General features: G+C 65.7%; 18 protein-coding genes. 14 read left to right on the top strand and 4 right to left on the bottom strand.

The genetic code is table 11. The features are described from left to right. Positions 1-50 precede the first annotated feature (50 nt). The 5 genes from proC (at position 51) to aroG (ending at position 3,831) form a co-directional block, all read left to right on the top strand. Positions 51-854, top strand: a complete 804-nt coding sequence (gene proC / locus HQN78_RS19675; RefSeq protein ID WP_107801224.1) for a pyrroline-5-carboxylate reductase — start codon at positions 51-53, stop codon at positions 852-854. Between the two features lie 8 nt (positions 855-862). Further along, positions 863-1,444, top strand: a complete 582-nt coding sequence (locus tag HQN78_RS19670) for a YggT family protein (protein WP_107801225.1) — start codon at positions 863-865, stop codon at positions 1,442-1,444. 92 nt (positions 1,445-1,536) lie between these two features. Continuing rightward, on the top strand, positions 1,537-1,842 hold the full coding sequence (locus HQN78_RS19665; protein WP_107801226.1) for a c-type cytochrome: 306 nt from the start codon (positions 1,537-1,539) through the stop codon (positions 1,840-1,842). 284 nt (positions 1,843-2,126) lie between these two features. Then, positions 2,127-2,537, top strand: a complete 411-nt coding sequence (gene dksA, locus HQN78_RS19660) for an RNA polymerase-binding protein DksA (RefSeq protein ID WP_019102526.1) — start codon at positions 2,127-2,129, stop codon at positions 2,535-2,537. A gap of 232 nt (positions 2,538-2,769) precedes the next feature. Beyond that, on the top strand, positions 2,770-3,831 hold the full coding sequence (gene aroG, locus HQN78_RS19655) for a 3-deoxy-7-phosphoheptulonate synthase AroG (RefSeq protein ID WP_235085726.1): 1,062 nt from the start codon (positions 2,770-2,772) through the stop codon (positions 3,829-3,831). Positions 3,832-3,880: 49 nt separating this feature from the next. Here aroG and HQN78_RS19650 read toward each other — a convergent pair whose 3' ends face one another. Further along, on the bottom strand, positions 3,881-5,308 hold the full coding sequence (locus HQN78_RS19650; protein WP_235085722.1) for a PLP-dependent aminotransferase family protein: 1,428 nt from the start codon (positions 5,306-5,308) through the stop codon (positions 3,881-3,883). A gap of 115 nt (positions 5,309-5,423) precedes the next feature. Here HQN78_RS19650 and HQN78_RS19645 point away from each other — a divergent pair, with 115 nt between their 5' ends. The 5 genes from HQN78_RS19645 to HQN78_RS19625 all read left to right on the top strand — a co-directional run bounded on the left by HQN78_RS19645 (position 5,424) and on the right by HQN78_RS19625 (position 12,295). Beyond that, on the top strand, positions 5,424-6,629 hold the full coding sequence (locus tag HQN78_RS19645; protein WP_235085720.1) for a benzoate/H(+) symporter BenE family transporter: 1,206 nt from the start codon (positions 5,424-5,426) through the stop codon (positions 6,627-6,629). Between the two features lie 105 nt (positions 6,630-6,734). Continuing rightward, positions 6,735-8,123 carry an aminopeptidase P family protein gene (locus HQN78_RS19640; RefSeq protein ID WP_235085718.1) on the top strand — a complete coding sequence of 463 codons (1,389 nt, stop codon included), beginning with the start codon at positions 6,735-6,737 and terminating at the stop codon, positions 8,121-8,123. 150 nt (positions 8,124-8,273) lie between these two features. Next, the gene (betT, locus tag HQN78_RS19635) at positions 8,274-10,298 is read left to right on the top strand and encodes a choline BCCT transporter BetT (RefSeq protein WP_235085715.1); all 2,025 of its coding nucleotides are present in this window, start codon (positions 8,274-8,276) and stop codon (positions 10,296-10,298) included. A 79-nt stretch (positions 10,299-10,377) separates the two neighbouring features. Next, positions 10,378-11,472 carry an NAD(P)/FAD-dependent oxidoreductase gene (locus HQN78_RS19630; protein WP_235085713.1) on the top strand — a complete coding sequence of 365 codons (1,095 nt, stop codon included), beginning with the start codon at positions 10,378-10,380 and terminating at the stop codon, positions 11,470-11,472. Between the two features lie 58 nt (positions 11,473-11,530). Next, entirely contained in the window at positions 11,531-12,295 is a 765-nt protein-coding gene (locus tag HQN78_RS19625) for a DeoR/GlpR family DNA-binding transcription regulator (RefSeq protein WP_107801233.1), read from the top strand. 46 nt (positions 12,296-12,341) lie between these two features. Here HQN78_RS19625 and HQN78_RS19620 read toward each other — a convergent pair whose 3' ends face one another. Next, positions 12,342-13,064, bottom strand: coding sequence for an SDR family oxidoreductase (locus HQN78_RS19620; RefSeq protein WP_107801234.1), 723 nt, complete (start codon positions 13,062-13,064; stop codon positions 12,342-12,344). A 115-nt stretch (positions 13,065-13,179) separates the two neighbouring features. Here HQN78_RS19620 and HQN78_RS19615 point away from each other — a divergent pair, with 115 nt between their 5' ends. After that, the gene (locus tag HQN78_RS19615; protein WP_235085710.1) at positions 13,180-14,007 is read left to right on the top strand and encodes a LysR family transcriptional regulator; all 828 of its coding nucleotides are present in this window, start codon (positions 13,180-13,182) and stop codon (positions 14,005-14,007) included. Positions 14,008-14,266: 259 nt separating this feature from the next. On the opposite strand, the gene HQN78_RS19610 is transcribed toward HQN78_RS19615, so the two are convergent. Together HQN78_RS19610 and HQN78_RS19605 are read right to left on the bottom strand one after the other, a co-directional pair. Then, positions 14,267-15,460, bottom strand: coding sequence for an amino acid aminotransferase (locus tag HQN78_RS19610; protein ID WP_235085708.1), 1,194 nt, complete (start codon positions 15,458-15,460; stop codon positions 14,267-14,269). Positions 15,461-15,800: 340 nt separating this feature from the next. Next, positions 15,801-16,100: a superinfection immunity protein gene (locus HQN78_RS19605; RefSeq protein ID WP_107801237.1), complete on the bottom strand. Its 300-nt coding sequence runs from the start codon at positions 16,098-16,100 to the stop codon at positions 15,801-15,803. A gap of 450 nt (positions 16,101-16,550) precedes the next feature. Here HQN78_RS19605 and HQN78_RS19600 point away from each other — a divergent pair, with 450 nt between their 5' ends. From HQN78_RS19600 to HQN78_RS19590, 3 genes are all read left to right on the top strand, one after another. After that, on the top strand, positions 16,551-18,035 hold the full coding sequence (locus HQN78_RS19600; RefSeq protein ID WP_235085706.1) for a C69 family dipeptidase: 1,485 nt from the start codon (positions 16,551-16,553) through the stop codon (positions 18,033-18,035). A gap of 99 nt (positions 18,036-18,134) precedes the next feature. Continuing rightward, positions 18,135-18,587, top strand: coding sequence for a GNAT family N-acetyltransferase (locus HQN78_RS19595; RefSeq protein WP_235085702.1), 453 nt, complete (start codon positions 18,135-18,137; stop codon positions 18,585-18,587). Next, entirely contained in the window at positions 18,584-19,231 is a 648-nt protein-coding gene (locus HQN78_RS19590; RefSeq protein ID WP_235085700.1) for an alanyl-tRNA editing protein, read from the top strand. The genes HQN78_RS19595 and HQN78_RS19590 overlap by 4 nt, the downstream gene beginning before the upstream one ends. Positions 19,232-19,331: the final 100 nt, after the last annotated feature.

Raw genomic sequence — 19,331 nt, 5'->3', positions numbered from 1 at the left:
ACATCGGCTTGAAACGATAGCAGTTTCAGGCCGGTTTATAAGGAAAAAGCATGCGGATTACCTTCATAGGCGGCGGCAATATGGCCAACGCCATCATCGCCGGCCTGATCAAGCAGGCGGCGCATCGCATCCACGTGGTGGACCCGGACGCCGGCAAAGTGGAACGGCTGCGCCAGGAATACGACGTCAGCGGCGGCGCGGCGCTGCCGGACGCCTTCGGCATCGGCGACATCGTGGTGCTGGCGGTCAAGCCGCAGCATCTGCGCGACTTGTGCCTGGAGCTTGAGCCCAGGCTCAACGGCGCGCTGGTGATCTCCATCGCCGCCGGCATCCGCCTGGACGCGCTATGCCGCTGGCTGGGCAGCAAGCGCGTGGTGCGGGTGATGCCCAACACCCCGGCGATGATAGGCAAGGGCGTGTCCGGCCTGTTCGCCTCGGTGGGCGTCAGCGAAGACGACCGCCAGGACGCCAACACCGTGATGCAGGCGGCCGGCATCACCGTCTGGCTGCAAAACGAACAGCGCATCGACGACGTCACCGCCGTGTCCGGCAGCGGCCCGGCCTATGTGTTCTATTTCATCGAAAGCATGATAGAAGCCGCCCAGCAAACCGGCTTTTCCGAAGCGGAAGCGCGCCGGCTGGTGCTGGCCACCTTCGAAGGCGCGGTGGAACTGGCCAAGCAAAGCCCGCTGTCCGTGGCCGCCTTGCGCACCAATGTGATGTCCAAGGGCGGCACCACCGAACGCGCCATCGCCCGCTTTGAGGCGGAAGGCGTCAAGCAGGCCATCATCGCCGGCACGCTGGACTGCCGCGACCGCTCCATCGAAATGGGCCAACAACTCAGCCAGGACTAAGCCACATCATGTTCTTCGACACTTTGCGCTTTCTGATCCACACCCTTTGCGGCCTGTTCGTGCTGGTGCTGCTGCTGCGCTTCTATCTGCAAGTGGCGCGCGCGCCGTTCAAACACCCGCTGTGCCAGTTCGTGATGGCCGCCACCAATTTCGCGGTGCTGCCGCTGCGCAAGCTGGTGCCGGCGATGCGCGGCTACGACAGCGCCACCATGTTGCTGGCCTGGCTGGTGGCGCTGCTGTCCAATGTGCTGGTCACCTTGCTCAGCTCGGTGCCGGAAGTCTTCACCTTTCCGCAGGTCTGGGTGGCGCTGTCGCTGCTGTCGCTGCTGGAAGTGTTCAAGCAATCGCTGACCCTGTTGATGGGCAGCGTCATCGTTCAGGCCGTGCTCAGCTGGGTCAGCCCCTACAACCCGCTGATGCCGGTGCTGGACGCGTTGACCCGGCCCTTCCTGCGCCCGTTCCGCAAGGCCAATATCGGCGGCGTGGATCTGTCGCCGCTGGTGCTGCTCCTGATCATCCAGGTGATCCTGATGCTGCCGGTGCGCATGCTGGAAGCAAGCTTCTTGACCCAACTCAAGGTAGTACTGTAGCAATTCAGGTTATTTGTCATATTTTTTCGCGGCCGCGCTTTGCGGCCGCTCGTTTGGCAACCGATTTGCATCACCACACCAGGAGACTTCCAATGAAAAAAGCCTTGCTCGCCGCCGCCCTGTTGAGCGCCGCCGCCGCTCCCGCCTTCGCCAATATGCAGCTGGCGCAAAAATACAGCTGTACCGCCTGTCACGCGGTGGACAAGAAGATCGTCGGTCCGGCCTATAAGGACGTGGCCAAGAAATACGCCAGCCAGAAAGGCGCGGAAGCCATGCTGATGGCCAAGATCAAGAACGGCGGCTCCGGCGTGTGGGGCCCGGTGCCGATGACCCCGCATCCGAACATCCCGGACGCGGACCTGCGCGCGCTGGCCAAATGGGTGCTGTCGCTGAAATAAGCCATCCCGACGCTAGAAACCCGGCACGCCGCACGGCGCGCCGGCTCCCGGAAAAAGGCGGCGGATTGCCGCCTTTGAACTGTCCGGGACATTTTATGTCTTAGCCTGTTGCGCCAATACCCTTTTAACGATGCCTCAGGCTTGTTACCGGAGTGAAACAACGCTATACCGATTGTCAGCAGCAGGGAGTTAATATCACCTAAGCGCCTAAGACAGTTGCAGAAATAGCGGGGCGCCGGTAATCTTCTCCGCCTGTTGCCAACTCTATGCTGGAAGCACCTATTATGGCCAAACTAACCGAACAGGATATCCTCAACTGGACCGGCGACGATTACATGAACGCCGACCATCTTGAGTTTTTCAAAGACCGGTTGTTGCAGATGCAGCAGGAGTTGCTCTCTAACGCAAATGCGACCGCCAATCACCTGCAAGAGCAGGAAGCCACGCCGGATCCCGCTGACCGCGCCACGCTGGAAGAGGAATACGCGCTGGAACTGCGCACCCGCGACCGCGAGCGCAAGCTGCTGCAAAAGATCCAGGCCTCGCTGCGCCAGATCGAAGACGGTTCTTACGGCTTCTGCGAAGACACCGGCGAACCGATCGGCCTGCGCCGCCTGATGGCCCGCCCCACCGCCACACTGTCGGTGGAAGCCCAGGAACGCCGCGAACGCATGAAGCGTCAGTACGCCGACTGACCGTTCCGGCTCTCGCCCGCAAAACGCCCTGGCCGCATCCGGGGCGTTTTTCATGTCCGCCTGTCCCTCGTCCAAGAAAAACAAGCAGATAAATCGGGAGCCGATAGCTTATCCCTAACGATCATCTAGTATGAATTTAGGGCATTAAAGCAGGCCGGCCGCTTGTCTAGCGTCGTGGAATCCGGTTATCTTGCTGCTATGCAAAAACTGAAATAGCAAGGAAGCCGCCTTTATGCAACGCCAGACCGACGACGTCAGAATCCGCGAAATCAAGGAATTGCTGCCGCCCATCGCCCACCTGTACGAACTGCCGATCACCGAGGCCGCCTCCGAGGTGATTTACGCCGCCCGCCGCGACATCTCCGCGCTCTTGCGCGGCGAGGACGACCGCCTGCTGGTGGTGATCGGCCCCTGCTCCATCCACGACACCGAAGCCGCCATCGAGTACGCCAAGAAGCTGGCGCCGCTGCGCGACAAGCTGTCGCAGGAGCTGGTGGTAGTGATGCGCGTCTACTTTGAAAAACCGCGCACCACCGTCGGCTGGAAAGGCCTGATCAACGATCCGCTGCTGAACGAATCCTTCGACATCAACAGCGGCCTGCGCATCGCGCGCCGCCTACTGCTGACCCTGAACGACATGGGCATGCCGGCCGCCACCGAATTCCTGGACATGATCACGCCGCAGTACTTCGCCGACCTGATCAGCTGGGGCGCCATCGGCGCGCGCACCACCGAAAGCCAGGTGCACCGCGAACTGGCCTCCGGCCTGTCCTGCCCGGTGGGTTTCAAGAACGGCACCGACGGCAATCTGAAGATCGCCGTGGACGCCATCCGCTCCTCCAGCGTGCCCCATCATTTCCTGTCCGTGACCAAGACCGGCCACTCCGCCATCGTCTCCACCGGCGGCAACCCGGATTGCCACGTGATCCTGCGCGGCGGCAAGGAACCCAATTACTCGGCCGAACACGTGAGTGCCGCGGCGGCGGAACTGGTCTCCGTGGGCCTGCCGCAAAAGCTGATGGTGGATTTCAGCCACGCCAACAGCCGCAAGGACTATCGTCGTCAGATGGAAGTGGCCGACGACATCGCCGGCCAGCTGGCCGCCGGCAACGCCAATATCTTCGGCGTGATGGTGGAAAGCCACTTGGTGGAAGGCCGCCAGGACCTGAAGCCGGGCTGCGAGTTGACCTACGGCCAGAGCGTCACCGACGCCTGCATCGGCTGGGACGACACGGAAAAACTGCTGACCACGCTGGCCGACGCGGTGAAGGCGCGCCGCGCGCGTCAAGACTGAGCCGGCGCCAAGCCGACTGCCTCGCGGCGGAGCATGCGCTCCGCCGTTTTCATTGGCTCAGCTGCTCGCCGGCCAGGCGGCCCAGGGTGGCGATCGCCCGCGCCAGCGCCGGCGACCACGGCTGGCCGAAGTTCAGCCGCAGGCAGTGGCCGAAACGCGGCTCGGCGGAAAACACCAGGCCCGGCGCGAAACTGATGGATTCGGCCAGCGCCCGCTCCAGCAAGCGGCCCGCGTCCAGCCCTTCCGGACACTCCACCCACAGCAGCAGACCGCCCTGCGGCCGCCGCAGCCGCGTGCCCTTGGGGAAGGCCGCCAGCACCGCGTCGGCCAGTTGGCCCATCTGCCGCGCCAATTGCCGCCGCAAACGCTCGGCGAAACGCGCGTAGTCGCCGTCGGCCAACACATCCGCCAACAAGCCCTGATACAAGGCCGAGCTCACCAGGCTGCTGCTATTGCTCAGCCGCGCCAGCGCCGCGTGATGGCGGCCGCCGGACAGCCAGCCCAGACGGAACGAAGGCGCGAAGCTCTTGGTGAAGGACGAGCAGTAAATCACCTCGCCGCGGCTGTCCCAGGCTTTCAGCGGCGTCGGATGCTGCTCGCCGAAGTAAAGCTCGCCGAACACATCGTCCTCGATGATGGTCAGGCCGTGACGGTAAGCCAGCTGCAACAAGCGCTTCTTGGCTTCGTCCGGCATCAAGGCGCCGGTGGGATTCTGAAAATTGGTCACCGTCACCAGGCAGCGCGGCGCCGGTCCGTGGCGCAAGGCGAACTCCAGCGCCTCCAGCGACAGGCCGGCGTCCGGCGTGCACGGAATTTCCAGCGCTTTCAGTCCCAGGGCCTCCAGGGTTTGCAGCAGGCCGAAGTACACCGGCGTCTCCACCGCCACGGTGTCGCCCGGCCGGGTCAGCAAGCGCAGCGACAGGCTGATCGCCTCGGTGATGCCGTGGGTGAACAGGATGGCGTCCGGCTCCAGCGCCAGCTGCCACTGCGCCGCCAGCCCGCACACCAGCCGGTGCAGCCGCGCCTGCTCGCCGCGCGGCAGATAGGCGCCGATCAGCTCCGGCCGCTGGTTCAGCGTCTGCTGCAGCCGACGCGCCAGCGCCGCCGCCGGATACATGCTGCCGTGCGCTTCCGCCATGTGCAGCTGGGTGCCGATGTCCAGGCCCGACCATTCGATCAATTGCGACATGCGGCTGTCCACCCGCACCAGGGTCGCCGCCGACGGCAAGCCGTCGTCCCGGGCATGCGCCTGCTGCGCGCGGCTGGGCAAGGCGGCGAAAAAGCCGGCGCGCGGCCGGGCGCTGACGCGTTGCCGGCGCTCCAGATGGCGGTAAGCCGCCAGCGCGGTCAAGACGTTGACGCCGTGCAGGGCGGCCAGGCGGCGCACCGAGGGCAGCCGGCTGCCGGGCGGGTACTCGCCGCTGTCCAGCCCGCGCTCGATGTCCGCGGCAATGCGTAGATACAGGGAATCAGTCATCGCTGTTATATAGAACAGATTGTGCGCAGCATAAACTGTTTGCGTCGGCTGTGGGAAGGCGAGGCGCGGCGCTTGCGCTAGGCTGGCCCTACTTTTCATCGCAAGAAAGCGCATCATGCCGTCCACCTTCTGGCGCGACCTGTCGCCCTCCGCCGCGCTGGCCGCGGCGCTGGCCTTATTGGTCGGCTATTCCGGCCCCTTCCTCATCATCGTCCACGCCGCCCAGTCCGCCGGCTTGTCCCCGGCCCAGCTCGGCTCCTGGATCTGGGCGGTGTCCATCGGCTCCGGCGTGGCCGGCCTCTACCTGTCCTGGCGCTGGAAAGCGCCGGTGATCACCGCCTGGAGCACCCCCGGCGCGGCCCTGCTGCTGGCTGCCCTGCCCGGCGTGCCCTACGGCGAGGCGGTGGGCGCCTTCCTGGCCGCCGCCGCCATCGTCACCCTGCTGGGCGTCAGCGGCCTGTTCGACCGGCTGATGAAGGTGTTCCCCGCCGCGCTGGCGGCGGCGATGCTGGCCGGCATCCTGTTCCGCTTCGTCGCCGAACTGGCCAGCGCCGCCGGCCACGATCCGCTGCTGGTGGTCAGCATGGCCGCGCTGTTCTTCGTCGGCCGCCGCTTCTTCCCGCGCTACGCGCTGCCGGCCGCCATCCTGCTGGGCCTGCTGCTGGCGGCGGCGCAAGGCCTGTTCCAGCCGCTGCCGGCCCACGGCGGAGGCGGCGGTCCGCTGTTCACCACGCCGCAATGGTCGTGGAGCGCCTTCTTCAATCTGGCCTTGCCGCTGGCGCTGGTGGCGCTGACCGGTCAATTCCTGCCCGGCATGGCGGTGCTGGCCTCCTCCGGCTACCGCATCCCGGCCCGCTCGCCGGTGTCGCTGCTGGGCGCGGTGTCCATGCTGACCGCGCCCTTCGGCGGCCACGGCGTGGTGCTGGCGGCGATCACCGCCGCCATCTGCACCGGACCGGAAACCCACCCCGATCCCAAACGCCGCTACGTGGCCGGCGTGATCTGCGGCGCGCTCTATCTGGCGATAGGCGCGGCCGGCGGCGCGCTGGCCAGCCTGATCCTGACCCTGCCCAAGGCGCTGGTGGCCACCGCCGCCGGGCTGGCGCTATTCGGCACCCTGGCGTCCTCCTTGAGCGCGGCGCTGAGCGACGAGAGCCGCCGCGAAGCGGCGCTGATCACCTTCGTGGTGGCGGCCTCCGGCGTCAGCATCGCCGGCCTGGGCGCGCCGCTGTGGGCCTTGCTGGCCGGCGGCGCGGTGGCCTTGATCCTGCGGCCGGCCAAGGCCCGGCAGGCCGAAGCCGCCGTCGGCCAGCGCGGCTGAACCGGCACTGGCAGCCCGGCGGCGGGCATGATAAGTTAAGGGACTGGATACAATATTCCGCGCGGCGACCGAACCGGGCGGACCCTGCCCACCCTCGAGGAAACCATGTTCGCTGCCACCGTATACGCGCAACGCCGCGCCCGTCTGCAAGCGGCCGGCCTGTCCGGCCTGCTGCTGTTTGTCGGCAATGTCGATTCGCCGATGAACTATCACGACAACACCCTGCCCTTCGTGCAGGACTCCAGCTTCCGTTATTTCTTCGGCCTGAACGAACCGGGCCTGGCCGGCCTCATCGACGCCGACAGCGGCGAAGCGACTCTGTTCGGCAACGATCCGGACGTGGCCGACATCGTCTGGACCGGCCCGCTGCCCAGCCTGGCCGAACGCGCCGCGCTGGCCGGCCTGACACACAGCCGCGGCTACGCCGAACTGGCCTCCGCGCTGAGCGCCGCGCGCGCCGCCGGCCGCGCCGTCCATTACCTGGCGCCGTACCGCGGCGAGACCCTGATTGAAATGGGCCGCTTGCTGGACGTTCATCCGGCCAAGGTCAAGGACGGCTTCTCCGCGCCGCTGACCCATGCCGTGGTGGCGCTGCGCGAAATCAAGGGCGACGAAGAAATCGCCGAAATGGAAGCGGCGCTGGCGGTGACCCGCGACATGCACGTCGCCGCGATGCGCCACGCCAAACCCGGCGTGATGGAATACGAGGTGGTGGGCGAGATGGAAGGCATCATGCGCCGCCGCGACTGGCAGCTGGCCTATCCGTCCATCTTCTCCCGCCGCGGCGAAGTGCTGCACAACCATCACCACGACAACCGCCTGGAAAGCGGCGACCTGGCGCTGAACGACACCGGCTGTACCTCCGGCGGCGGCTACGCCAGCGACATCACCCGCACCTTCCCGGTGGGCGGCAAGTTCAGCCCGCGCCAGCGCGAACTGTACAATATCGTGCTGGACATGCAGCTGGCCGCCATCGAGGCGATGAAGCCGGGCGTGCGCTATCTGGACGTGCACAAGCTGTCCGCGCGGCTGATGGTGGAAAGAATGAGCGCGCTGGGCTTCTTCCAGGGCGACGCCAACGCCATCGTCGAATCCGGCGCCTACGCCATCGCCTTCCCGCACGGCCTTGGCCATCAAATCGGCATGGACGTGCACGATATGGAAGGCCTGGGCGAAGACCTGGTGGGTTACGGCGAGGACACCGAGCGCAGCCCGCTGTTCGGCCTGGGCTACCTGCGTCTGGGCAAGCCGCTGAAACAAGGCATGGTGGTGACGGTGGAGCCCGGCATGTACTTCATCCCGGCGCTGATCGAAGCCTGGGCCGCCGAAGGCCGCCACAGCCAGTACATCGACTACGACAAATTCCGCGAATACCAGGACTTCGGCGGCATCCGCATTGAGGACAATGTGTTGGTCACCGCCGACGGCAGCCGCGTGCTGGGCGCGCCGATTCCCAAGACGGTGGAAGAAGTCGAAGCCGCGATGGCCGGTTGAAACCCGCCGCTCCCGCCTTCCAGCCGCCCATGGGCGGCTTTTTCACGCCCGGTCGCCTGCGCTCGCCCCCGCGTCGCATTCTGACCAGCCCCCGCCGCGGGCCGATGCTAGTGTCGGTCTTTCCTTGCGTCAGCATCGGGAGACCCCTACATGGCTGCATTACCGGAAACCGGGGCGACAGACCGCCTCAACCGCACGGTGTTCCTCGGTTCGTCCAGCTGCATTCTGGCGCTGGCGCTGTGGGCGATGCTGGACGCCGACGCCGCCGCCCGCGTCATGGCCCAGGTGCTGGGCTGGATCACCGAGGGCTTTGGCTGGTACTACTTCCTGGCCGCCACGCTCTATGTCTTGTTCGTCCTGGTCATCGCCTGTTCCCGCTTTGGCAGCATCAAGCTGGGACCGGCCCATTCGCGGCCGGAATACAGCCTGTTCACCTGGGGCGCGATGCTGTTCGCCGCCGGCATCGGCATCGACCTGATGTTTTTCTCGGTGGCCGAACCGGTCACCCACCTGCTGGCTCCGCCCGAGGGCGCGCCCGGCACCCACGCCGCCGCGCGCCAGGCCATGTCCTGGACCCTGTTCCACTACGGCATCACCGGTTGGTCGATGTACGCGTTGATGGGCATGGCCCTGGGCTATTTCAGCTATCGCCATCAATTGCCGCTCAGCATCCGCTCGGCCCTCTATCCCATCTTCGGCCGCCGCATCCACGGCGCGCTCGGCCACGGCGTCGACATCGCCGCCGTGCTCGGCACCATCTTCGGCATCGCCACCTCGCTGGGCATAGGCGTGGTGCAGCTCAACTACGGCCTGCGCTTCATGTTCGACATTCCGGAAGGGGTGCTGGCGCAGGCCTTGCTGATCCTGCTGTCGGTGGCGATGGCCACCCTGTCCGTGGTCTCCGGCGTGGACAAGGGCATCCGCCGGCTATCGGAATTGAACGTGCTGCTGGCCATCCTGCTGATTCTGTTCGTGCTGTTCAGCGGCAATACCGTGTTCCTGCTCAACGGCCTGGTGCTGAACGTGGGCGACTACCTGAACGGCTTCGCCGGCATGACCCTGAACACCTTCGCCTTCCAGCGCCCGGTGGACTGGCTGAACGCCTGGACCCTGTTCTTCTGGGCCTGGTGGGTGGCCTGGGCGCCCTTCGTCGGCCTGTTCCTGGCGCGCATCTCGCGCGGCCGCACCCTGCGCCAATTCATCATCGGCACCCTGGTCATCCCCTTCGTGTTCACCTTGATCTGGATTTCCATCTTCGGCAACAGCGCGCTGGACCTGGTGCTGGCCGGCAACCAGAGCTTCGGCAAGACCGCGATGGAGACGCCGGAACGGGCGTTCTATTCGCTGCTGGCGCAATACCCGTGGACCGGTTTCAGCGCTCTGCTCGCCACCGTCACCGGTCTGCTGTTCTACGTCACCTCGGCCGACTCCGGCGCGCTGGTGCTGGGCAACTTCACCTCCATTCTCAAGGACCCGGCCAGCGACGCGCCCAAGTGGCTGCGCATTTTCTGGTCGCTGGCCATCGGCATCCTGACGCTGTCCATGCTGATGGTGGGCGGCGTGCCCACGCTGCAGAACGCCACCATCATCATGGGCTTGCCCTTCTCTTTCGTGATGTTCTTCATCATGGCCGGCTTGTACAAGGCGCTGCGGCGCGAAGGCATGCGCGAAGACAGCCGCCAGGCCAGCCTGGCCGGCTCGCTGTCCGGCCGCACCTACGCCCACTCCGATCCGCGGCTGAACTGGCAGCAACGGCTGAGCCGGGCGATGAGCTATCCGGACGCGGACCAGACCCGAACCATGCTGGAACACAGCTGCCTCCCCGCCTTGCGCGAGGTTTGCGCCGCGCTGCGCCAGCGCGGCGCCAAGGCGCGGCTGGAACAGGAAACAGACCCGCAGACCGGCCTGCCGCGGCTGGGCCTGCTCATCGCCGGCGACGGCGACGCCGCCTTCCGCTACCGCATCCAGGCCGCCATGGCGGCCACGCCCTCCTTCGCCATCCGCGCCGCGCCCGGCCATTACTGCCGATTGGAAGTGCACTTGCAGGACGGCAGCCAGGGCTACAGCCTGTGGGGCTACCACAAGGAACAGATCATCGCCGACATCCTGGACCAGTACGAACGGCATCTGCACTACCTCCACCTCAGCCGGCAAGCGCAGTCCGCCGCCTCATAGGCCTCTGCGCCGCCGGGCTGGACGCCGCCGTCGCGGCGTCGCACCATGCGCTATTCAATCCGGCATGATGGGAAGCGCGATGGAAACCGTGGAATGCGTGGTGATAGGCGCCGGCGTGATCGGCCTGGCCGTGGCGCGGCAGCTGGCGATGGCCGGCCGCGAAGTCCTCATCGTGGAAGCGGAAAGCGCCATCGGCCAGCATGCGTCCAGCCGCAACAGCGAAGTGATCCACGCCGGGCTCTACTATCCGCCCGGCAGCCTGAAAGCGCGGCTCTGCGTGGCCGGCCGCCAGCGGCTGTACGACTACTGCGCCCAGCGCGCGATTGCCCATCGGCGCTGCGGCAAGCTCGTCGTCGCCGCAAACGAGGCCGAACTGCCGCGGCTGCAAGCCTTGCAACAGCGCGCCGCCGCCAACGGCGTCGATGATCTGCGCTGGCTGGACGCGGAACAGCTTCAGGCGCTGGAGCCGGCCTTGCAGGCCCGCGCCGCGCTGTTGTCGCCGTCCACCGGCATAATAGACAGCCACGGTCTGATGCTGGCCCTGCTGGCCGACGCCGAGGCCCACGGCGCGACGCTGGCCTTGAACTCCCCGTTGCAAGACGGCCGCGTGAGCGGCGACGGTTTGGAGCTGAACATCGCCGGCATGCGGCTACGCGCAGGGCTGACGGTCAACGCCGCCGGCGCGTGGGCGCCGCGGGCGGCGGCCAGCATTGCCGGCGTTCCACGTGAAACCATTCCCACGCCCTATTACGCGCGCGGCGTCTATTTCGCGCAGCAAGGCCGCTCGCCGTTCCAGCGCCTGATCTACCCGCTGCCCGAGGCCGGCGGCCTGGGCACGCATCTGACGCTGGACCTGGCCGGCCAGGCGCGCTTCGGCCCGGACCTGGAATGGGTGGACGCCATCGACTACCAAGTGGACCCGGCGCGCGCGGAGCGCTTCTACGCCGGCGTCCGCCGCTGGTGGCCGACGCTGCCGGAACAGGCGCTGGCGCCGGCCTACGCCGGCATCCGCCCCAAGATCGCCGGACCCGGCGCGCCGGACGCGGACTTCCTGATCCAGGGGCCGGCGCAGCACGGCGTGCCCGGCCTGCTCCAACTCTACGGCATCGAATCCCCCGGCCTCACCGCCAGTCTGGCGCTGGCCGAATACGCGGCGGCGACGCTGACGGCATAGCGCCGGGACGAGTTGTCCGCTTACAATCGAACCGTCCCAACCCGCCGCCTCGCAGTCTATGCTCATTCTGAATCAACGCCAGCAGGAATTGCTGGCCATGGTCAAACGCGACAGCTACGTCAGCGTGGAAAAGCTGGCCGAACATTTCTCCGTCACCCGGCAGACCATACGCCGCGACATCGCGCTGCTGGCCGAGCATCAGTTGCTGCAACGCTATCACGGCGGCGCCAGCGTGCTGTCCAGCGTGGAGAACGTCGCCTACCAGGCGCGGCAGGTGCTGTGCATAGACGAAAAGCGCCGCATCGCCGAATGCCTGGCCCGCCACATCCCGGACAACGCTTCGCTGTTCATCAATCTGGGCACCACCACCGAGGAAGTGGCCAAGGCGCTGCACCAGCACCGCGGCCTGCGGGTGATCACCAATAATCTGCACGTGGCGGACACCATGTGCGACTACCCGGACTGCGAAGTCATCGTGCTGGGCGGCATGCTGCGCAAACGCGACCGCGGCATCACCGGCGAGGCCACGGTGCAGCTGATCCGCCAGTTCCGCGTCGATTACGGCATCATCGGCATTTCCAGCATCGAGCTGGACGGCACGCTGCGCGATTACGACTACCGCGAGGTGCGCAGCGCCGAGGCCATCATCCAGCAATCCCGCCATGTTTTCCTGGCCGCCGACCACAGCAAGTTCGACCGCCCGGCGCTGGTGGAGCTGGGCCATCTGTCGCAGATAGACGCGCTGTTCACCGACCAGCCGCCGCCGCCCGCCGTCGTCGAGCTGATGCGGGAGGCGGATACCCAATTGTACGTGGCGGACTGAGCCGGCCTCGGAGCCCGCTCAAGGTCCGTCCGCCTTGCGCCGCGTCTCAGGGCTGCTGCCGCGTCGCCGCCAGCACGATCTCGCGAATGCACACATTCTGCGGCTGCTGATAGGCGTAGACGATGGCGCTGGCTACGTCTTCCGCCGCCAACACGCCGCCCATCTCCTGTTTCCAGGCTTCGTAACCGGCCTTGATCGCCTCGCTGCTGGTATGCGACAGCAACTCGGTGTCCACCGCGCCCGGCGCTATCGTCACCACCCGCACGCCGTGGTCCGCCACTTCCTCGCGCAGATTCTCAGACATCGCGTGCACCGCGAACTTGGTGCCGCAATAGGCCACATGGTTGGGGAAGGTCTTGCGCCCGGCCACCGAGCTGATATTGATCACCGTGCCGCGCTTGCGCTCCACCATGCCGCCCAGCACCGCGTGGATGCCGTTGAGCAGGCCGTGCACATTGACGTCGAACATGGTTTTCCACTCTTCCGGCGCCTGCTCGGCCATCTGCCCCAGCAACATCACGCCGGCGTTGTTGACGATGGCGTCCACCGGCCCGAAGCGGCCCTCCGCCTCCGCCACCGCGGCGGCCAGCTGGGCGCGGTCGGTCACGTCCACCGCGCGGCACAAGGTATTGGGCAAGGCCAGCGCTTCCAGCCGCTCCACCCGACGCGCCAATAGCAAGAGCGGATGGCCTTGTTGCGACAACAAACGGGCGGTGGCGGCGCCGATGCCGGAGCTGGCGCCGGTGATGACAATGAGAGCCTTACTCATGGAACTTCTCCTTTAGCAATAGAAATAACTGATATCAAATCCTTGAGCAGCACTATAATTCGCTGACGATTCCACGAAAAATCGTTTATTCCACTTGCTGCCATCGGTTTAATTTATGGATATCCGCTCACTCAAAGCCTTCATCGCCGTATTCGAAGAGCGCAACATCACCCAGGCCTCGGCGCGTCTCTACCTGAGCCAGCCTGCGCTGTCCGCCACCATCCGGCAACTGGAAGAACAGCTGGGGGCCGCGCTGTTCCAGCGTCAGCCGCGCGGGGTGGAAGTGACCGACGCCGCCCGGCTGCTGTACCCGGCGGCGCGGCGGCTGGTGGAAGAAGCCGACAGCCTGACACAGCTGTTTCGCAGCCGGCAGGACTGCCTTCCGCTGACGCTGGGAGTGGCGGCGGACCTGGGCCAGGCCGACGTGGCGCGCGTGTTGGCGGCGGCCTACCGCGCGGTGGACGGCTTGCTGCTGGAACTGGCGGCGGGCTGCGCCGGCGACGCGCGGCTGGACGAGGAGGCCAATCGTTGCGAGGACGAACTGTTCCTGCCGCTGTGGGAAGAGGATTATGTGCTGGCGATGCGCGCCGACGCGCCGCTGGCGGGACAGCCGCTGCTACGGCCGGGACAACTGCTGGGCCAGGACCTGATCGCCTGCCCGGACCATCCGTCGCACCAGCGCTTCGCCAGCCTGTTGGGCGAGGCGGCGCGGGAACTGGCGGTGGCGGCGCGCTGCGCCACCCTGCAACAGGCGGCGACGCTGGCCGCGGCCGGCGCCGGCGTCGCCTTCGTCCCGCAGGGGCTGGCCAAGGACCACCCCGAGCTGCGCTGCGTGCAGCTGGAACAGGCGGAACTCAGCCGCCGCGTCGGCCTGTGCTACGCGCCGGACGCCTTGGCCAAGCCGGCGCTGGCCCGTTTGAAACAAGGCCTGGCCGGCGGCTGAGGACCTGTTTTAACAGCGGCTGACAAAACTCAGTTTTACGGCTGAGGCAAGACGCGCCGACGTAACCAGTCCCTTGAGCACGGCATCAGCGGTTTTGTCAGCCGCGCTTGGTCTTAGAACCTGTTCAAAGTCTCGCGAGCTAAGGCGAGACAAGGCGAAAACGGCTGAGAAAGCGGAATGTACACGTGGTACATGAGCATTTCGAAGCGGTACTCACCGTGTCACATTTCACAACGCGCAGCAGATCGTAAACAGGTTCTTACTGCACCGCGGCGAAAGCCTTGGCCACATAAGGCGCATTGGCGCGGGTCAAGCCGGCCACGCACATGCGGCCGGTGCCCACCAGATAGACGCCGAAACGCTCACGCAGGGCGTCCACCTGGGCCTGGCTGAAGCCGGTGTAGCTGAACATGCCGCGCTGATGGACCAGATAGGCGAAGTCCTGCTCCGGCAGCGCCTGCTTCAGCACCTCCACCAGAATGCCGCGCATCTCCAGGATGCGGCTGCGCATCTCGTTCACCTCGGACACCCACAGCGCTTTCAGCTCGGCGTCGCCCAGCACGGTGGCGATCAAGCGCGCGCCGGTGGTGGGCGGATTGGAGTAGTTGCGGCGCACCGTGGCCTTGAGCTGGCCCAACACCAGCTCCGCCTCGGCCTGGCTCGGGCATACCACCGACAGGCCGCCGCAGCGCTCGCCGTACAGCGAGAAGATCTTGGAGAAGGAGTTGCTGACCAGGAAGGACACGCCGGCGTCGGCCATCGCGCGGATGGCGTAGGCGTCCTCTTCCAAGCCGGCGCCGAAACCCTGGTAGGCGATGTCCATGAAGGGAATCAGCTGCTTGCGCTTGGCCAGCGCCACCACCTGATCCCACTGCGCATTGTCCAGATCCGAGCCGGTGGGGTTGTGGCAACACGGATGCAGCAGCAGGATGCTGCCGGCAGGCAGGGTTTCCAGCGTGTCCAGCATCGCCGCGAAGTCCACGCCGCGGGTTTGCGGATCGAAATAGGGGTAGCGATTGACCGCGATGCCGGCGCCTTCGAAGATGGCCACGTGGTTGTCCCAGGTCGGATCGCTGACCCACACCTGGGCGTCGGGGAAATAACGCTTGAGGAAGTCCGCGCCCACTTTCAGCGCGCCGGAACCGCCCAGGGTCTGGATGGTGGCGACACGGCCGGCGGCCAGCGCCGGATGTCCCTCGCCGAACAACAGCTCCTGCACCGCCTTGCGGTAGGCCGGCAGGCCGTCCATCGGCAGATAAGTGCAAGGCTGGGCCGGCTGGGCCGCCAGCTTGGCCTCAGCCTGCTGCACCGCGTTCAGGCGCGGAATGCGGCCCTGCTCGTCGTAATACAGGCCGATGCTGAGGTTGACCTTGTCGCCGCGCGCATCCTTGCCGAAGGCGTCGACCAGCGACAGGATGGGATCGCCGGCGTAGGCGTCGACGTGCTGAAACATGTGTTTCTCCTTGAGTAGTGTGGTATCGCCTCGTGCAGCCGTTTAGAACGGCTAACAAACCCCTGATGCTGCGTTGCGCCGACTTGCCGTACTCAACGGCGCGCCATGCCTCAGGCGTGAAACCCATGTTTGTTAGCCGCTCTTAGAACGTGTTTACGATCTCGCGAGCTCAGGCGAGACCAGGCGAAAACCGCTGAGAAAGCGGAATGTACGAGTGGTACATGAGCATTTCGAGACGGTACTCGCCGTGCCATGTCTCACGACGCGCAGCAGATCGTAAACAGCTTCTTACGCCGCCCTCTGACGGGGCGGTAAAGATAGAGTATTGTGCCAGACGGATTCAGGACCCGGACGCCAGATCGTCGCGCTTCAGCGCCAGCATCATCGCCGCGATCCACGGCAGGATCAGCCAGCCGCCCAGCACATTCAGCGCCGCCACCAGCTTCAGCCGCGGGCTGCCCACCAAGGCGGCGGTCAAGGTCGGCACCAGATAAGCGCCGCCCAAGGCCAGCGCATTACCCAGATACATCGCCCATTGCTGCCACTGCGGCTCTCCGCTGTAAGCGCCGTAAGCCCACAAGGCCAGCGCCGCCGCCAGCACCGTGAAGAACAGCTTGCGCGCCATCGTCAAAATCTTCATATCTTCCTAATCCGTTCTCGCCGCGACAGCGCCATCAGCCGCCGCCACAATGAAATGCCAAGCTTAATCAGGCTTGCGCCAATATGGCAAAAGCAATTGCATAAATCAGACAGTTTGCGCCACATTTTTACCAAACAGCGCAAGATTGATATGCATCAGGCAAGCATGGGATTCCCATTTCAACTAATGCGAACCATCTGCCTACAATCCACTTACCCTCACCGCCAACCGCCGCACGCTTAGCGCGCGGCCACCATGAGCCGTCTCGCACCGCGACTGACTGCTCAGAACCTGTTTACGATCTGCTGCGCGTCGTGAGACGTCACACGGTGAGTACCGCTTCGAAATGCTCATGTACCGTTTGTACACTGCGCTTTCTCAGCCGTTTTCGCCTTGTCTCGCCTTAGCTCGCTAGATCGTAAACACGCTCTCAGAGAAGAGGAATGCATCATGACGCCGCGCCCTACCCTGCTTGCCCTGGCCACCGCCCTTGCGCTGGCCGCCCCGCTCGCCGACGCCTGCTCATCGCTGATCGTCGGCAAACAGGCCTCCGCCGATGGCTCCATCATCATCGCCCGCAACGAAGATTATTACATCAATAACTGGAACAAGCGCCTGGTGCTGCATCCGGCGCGCGCGGCGGCCAAGGATGAGACGCTGAGCTTCAAGAACGGCCTGAAAGTGCCGGCGCCGGCACAGTTCTACCGCTACAGCGGCCTGATGGACTGGAACGGCGACAGCGCCGGCGGCGACGGCCTGTACGAGGAACGCGGCGTCAATGAATTCAATGTGGCGGTGTCCGCCACCAATAGCGCGGAGATCAACGCCCGCGCCAAGAAAGCGGACCCGCTGCTGGACAACGGCGTGGTCGAGGCGGTGATCCCCTCGCTGATCCTGCCGCAGGCCAAGACCGCGCGCGAAGGCGTGGAACTGCTGGGCCGCTATCTGAGCCAATACGGCGCCGGCGAAGGCAATGGCGTGCTGATCGCCGATCCGAACGAAGCCTGGTATATGGAAATCGGCTCCGGCCACCACTGGCTGGCCTATCGCGTGCCGCAGGACAGCTATTTGATGGTGGCCAACGGCCTGCGCCTGCACGACATCGACCTCGCCGACCGCGCCAATGTGATCGCCAGCCCCGGCCTGGCCGAGTTCACCGCCAAACACCAGCTGCTGGCCAAGGTGGACGCCAAGCGCTTCAACTTCGCCCAGGCCTTCGGCGTCACCGGCGACAAATACAATGTGGACCGCGAATGGCTGGGCCAGCATCTGCTGAACCCGGCGCTGCGCCAGGCCACGCGGCAGACGCAATACCCGCTGACGCTGAAGCCGGAGCACAAGATCGCGGTGGCCGACGTGGCCAAGGTGCTGCGCGCCACCTTCCACAGCACCGCGCTGGCCAAACAGAAGGACGCGGACCGGCCGATGGGCGTGGACCGCACCATAGAAACCCACGTCATCCAGCTGCGCGCCGGCCTGCCCAAGGAACTGGCGGCGCTGACCTGGCAATCCTTCGGCAGCCCGGCCGGCGCGGTGCTGGTGCCGATGTATGAAAACGCGATGAAGGACATCCCCGTGCCGCTGCGCGCCGGCGCGGCCAATTACGAGAGCGGCTCCGCCTACTGGGCCTTCCGCGCCAACGCCACGCTGGCCCAGACCAAGCCGGACAAATATCTGCCGGTGCTGGCGCAATGGCAGGCGCGGCTGGAGCGGCAGTTCCAAAGCCAGCAGCCGGCAGTGGACGCCATGCTGACCAGCCTCTACGCCAGTCAGCCGCAAACCGCGGTAGGCTTTGCCAGCCAGTGGAGCGGCGGCAATATGCTGAGCGCGGTGCAATCGGCGCGCGACGTGCACGCCGGCCTGCTCACCGACCTGACCAAGGCCAGCGAGAAGAAATACAGCCCGGAGGAGCTGGAAAAAATCAAAAATCTATAAGTAGCTAACTGCCAGGAGCGGCGCGGGCAAACCCGGCCGCTCCCGCCAGTCCGGGCGTGTTATCTTTGATGGCATCCCCCTCGCCCGGCTGGCTGCGCCATGACCCTCCACATCGACACCGATCCCGCGCGGCTGGACCGCGAACGCGTCTACCGCTACCTGTCGGAGCAATCCTACTGGGCGCGCCAACTGCCGCGCGACATCTTCGAGCGCTCGCTCGACCATTCGCTGTGCTTCGGCGCCTACGCCGCCGACGGCGAGCAGATAGGCTTCGCTCGCGTGATCACCGACTACGCCACCTTCGCCTATCTGGCCGACGTGTTCGTGGTCGAAGCCTGGCGCGGCCAAGGCGTGTCCAAGCAATTGATGGCGGCGATCGATAGCCATCCCGGCTTGCAGAACCTGCGCCGCATGCTGCTGGCCACCGCCGACGCTCACGGCCTGTACGCGCAGTTCGGCTTCAGCCCGCTGTCCCGGCCGGAATGGATGATGGAAAAAAGAGACGCCGACGTCTACCAGCGGCTGGCCGCGAATCCCGGAAGCGCGGCATGAGCGTGCTCAAACAGTTCTGGGTCGATCCCTACCAGACCGAGCTGCACACCACGGTGGCGCACGTGGACGGCTCGCGGGTCTGGCTGGACGCCACCCTCTTCTACGCCTTCTCCGGCGGCCAGGAAAGCGACAGCGGAAGCATAGGCGGCCGTCCGGTGCTGCGCGCGGAAAAACAGGACCAGGACATCGCCTACACCCTGGCGGACGATCACGGCCTTGGCGCCGGAGACGCGGTGACGGTGGCGATAGACTGGCCGCGCCGCTACCGGCTGATGCGGCTGCACTTCGCCGCGGAACTGGTGCTGGAAACCATTTGCCGCGAGCTGCCCGACGCGGAAAAGATAGGCGCCCACATCGCCGAGGATAAGGCGCGCATCGATTTTGCGCTGGCCCGGCCCATCACCCCGCTGCTACCCGCCATCGCCGCCAAGGTGCAGGCGCTGATAGACGCCGATCTCGCCATCGTCAGCGCCTATTCCGACGAAGCAAACCAGCGCCGCTACTGGGAGCTGCCCGGCCTCTACCGCGTGCCCTGCGGCGGCACCCATTTGCGCCGCAGCGGCGAAGTGGGCGAACTGCGACTCAAACGCAAGAACGTGGGCCAGGGCAAGGAAAGAGTGGAGATCACGCTGGCGCGGCCATAAGAGCCTGTTCAATGTCTGCTGCGCTACGTGAGTAGCGGCGCGGTGAGTACACCTTCGAAATGCTCATGTACCACGTGTACATTCCGCTTTCTCAGCTATT

The sequence above is a fragment of the Chromobacterium sp. Beijing genome (assembly GCF_021496765.1).
Lineage (GTDB): Bacteria > Pseudomonadota > Gammaproteobacteria > Burkholderiales > Chromobacteriaceae > Chromobacterium.
The sequence above is the reverse complement of the archived record's forward strand: the minus strand, read 5'-3'. Positions and strand labels throughout refer to the sequence as shown.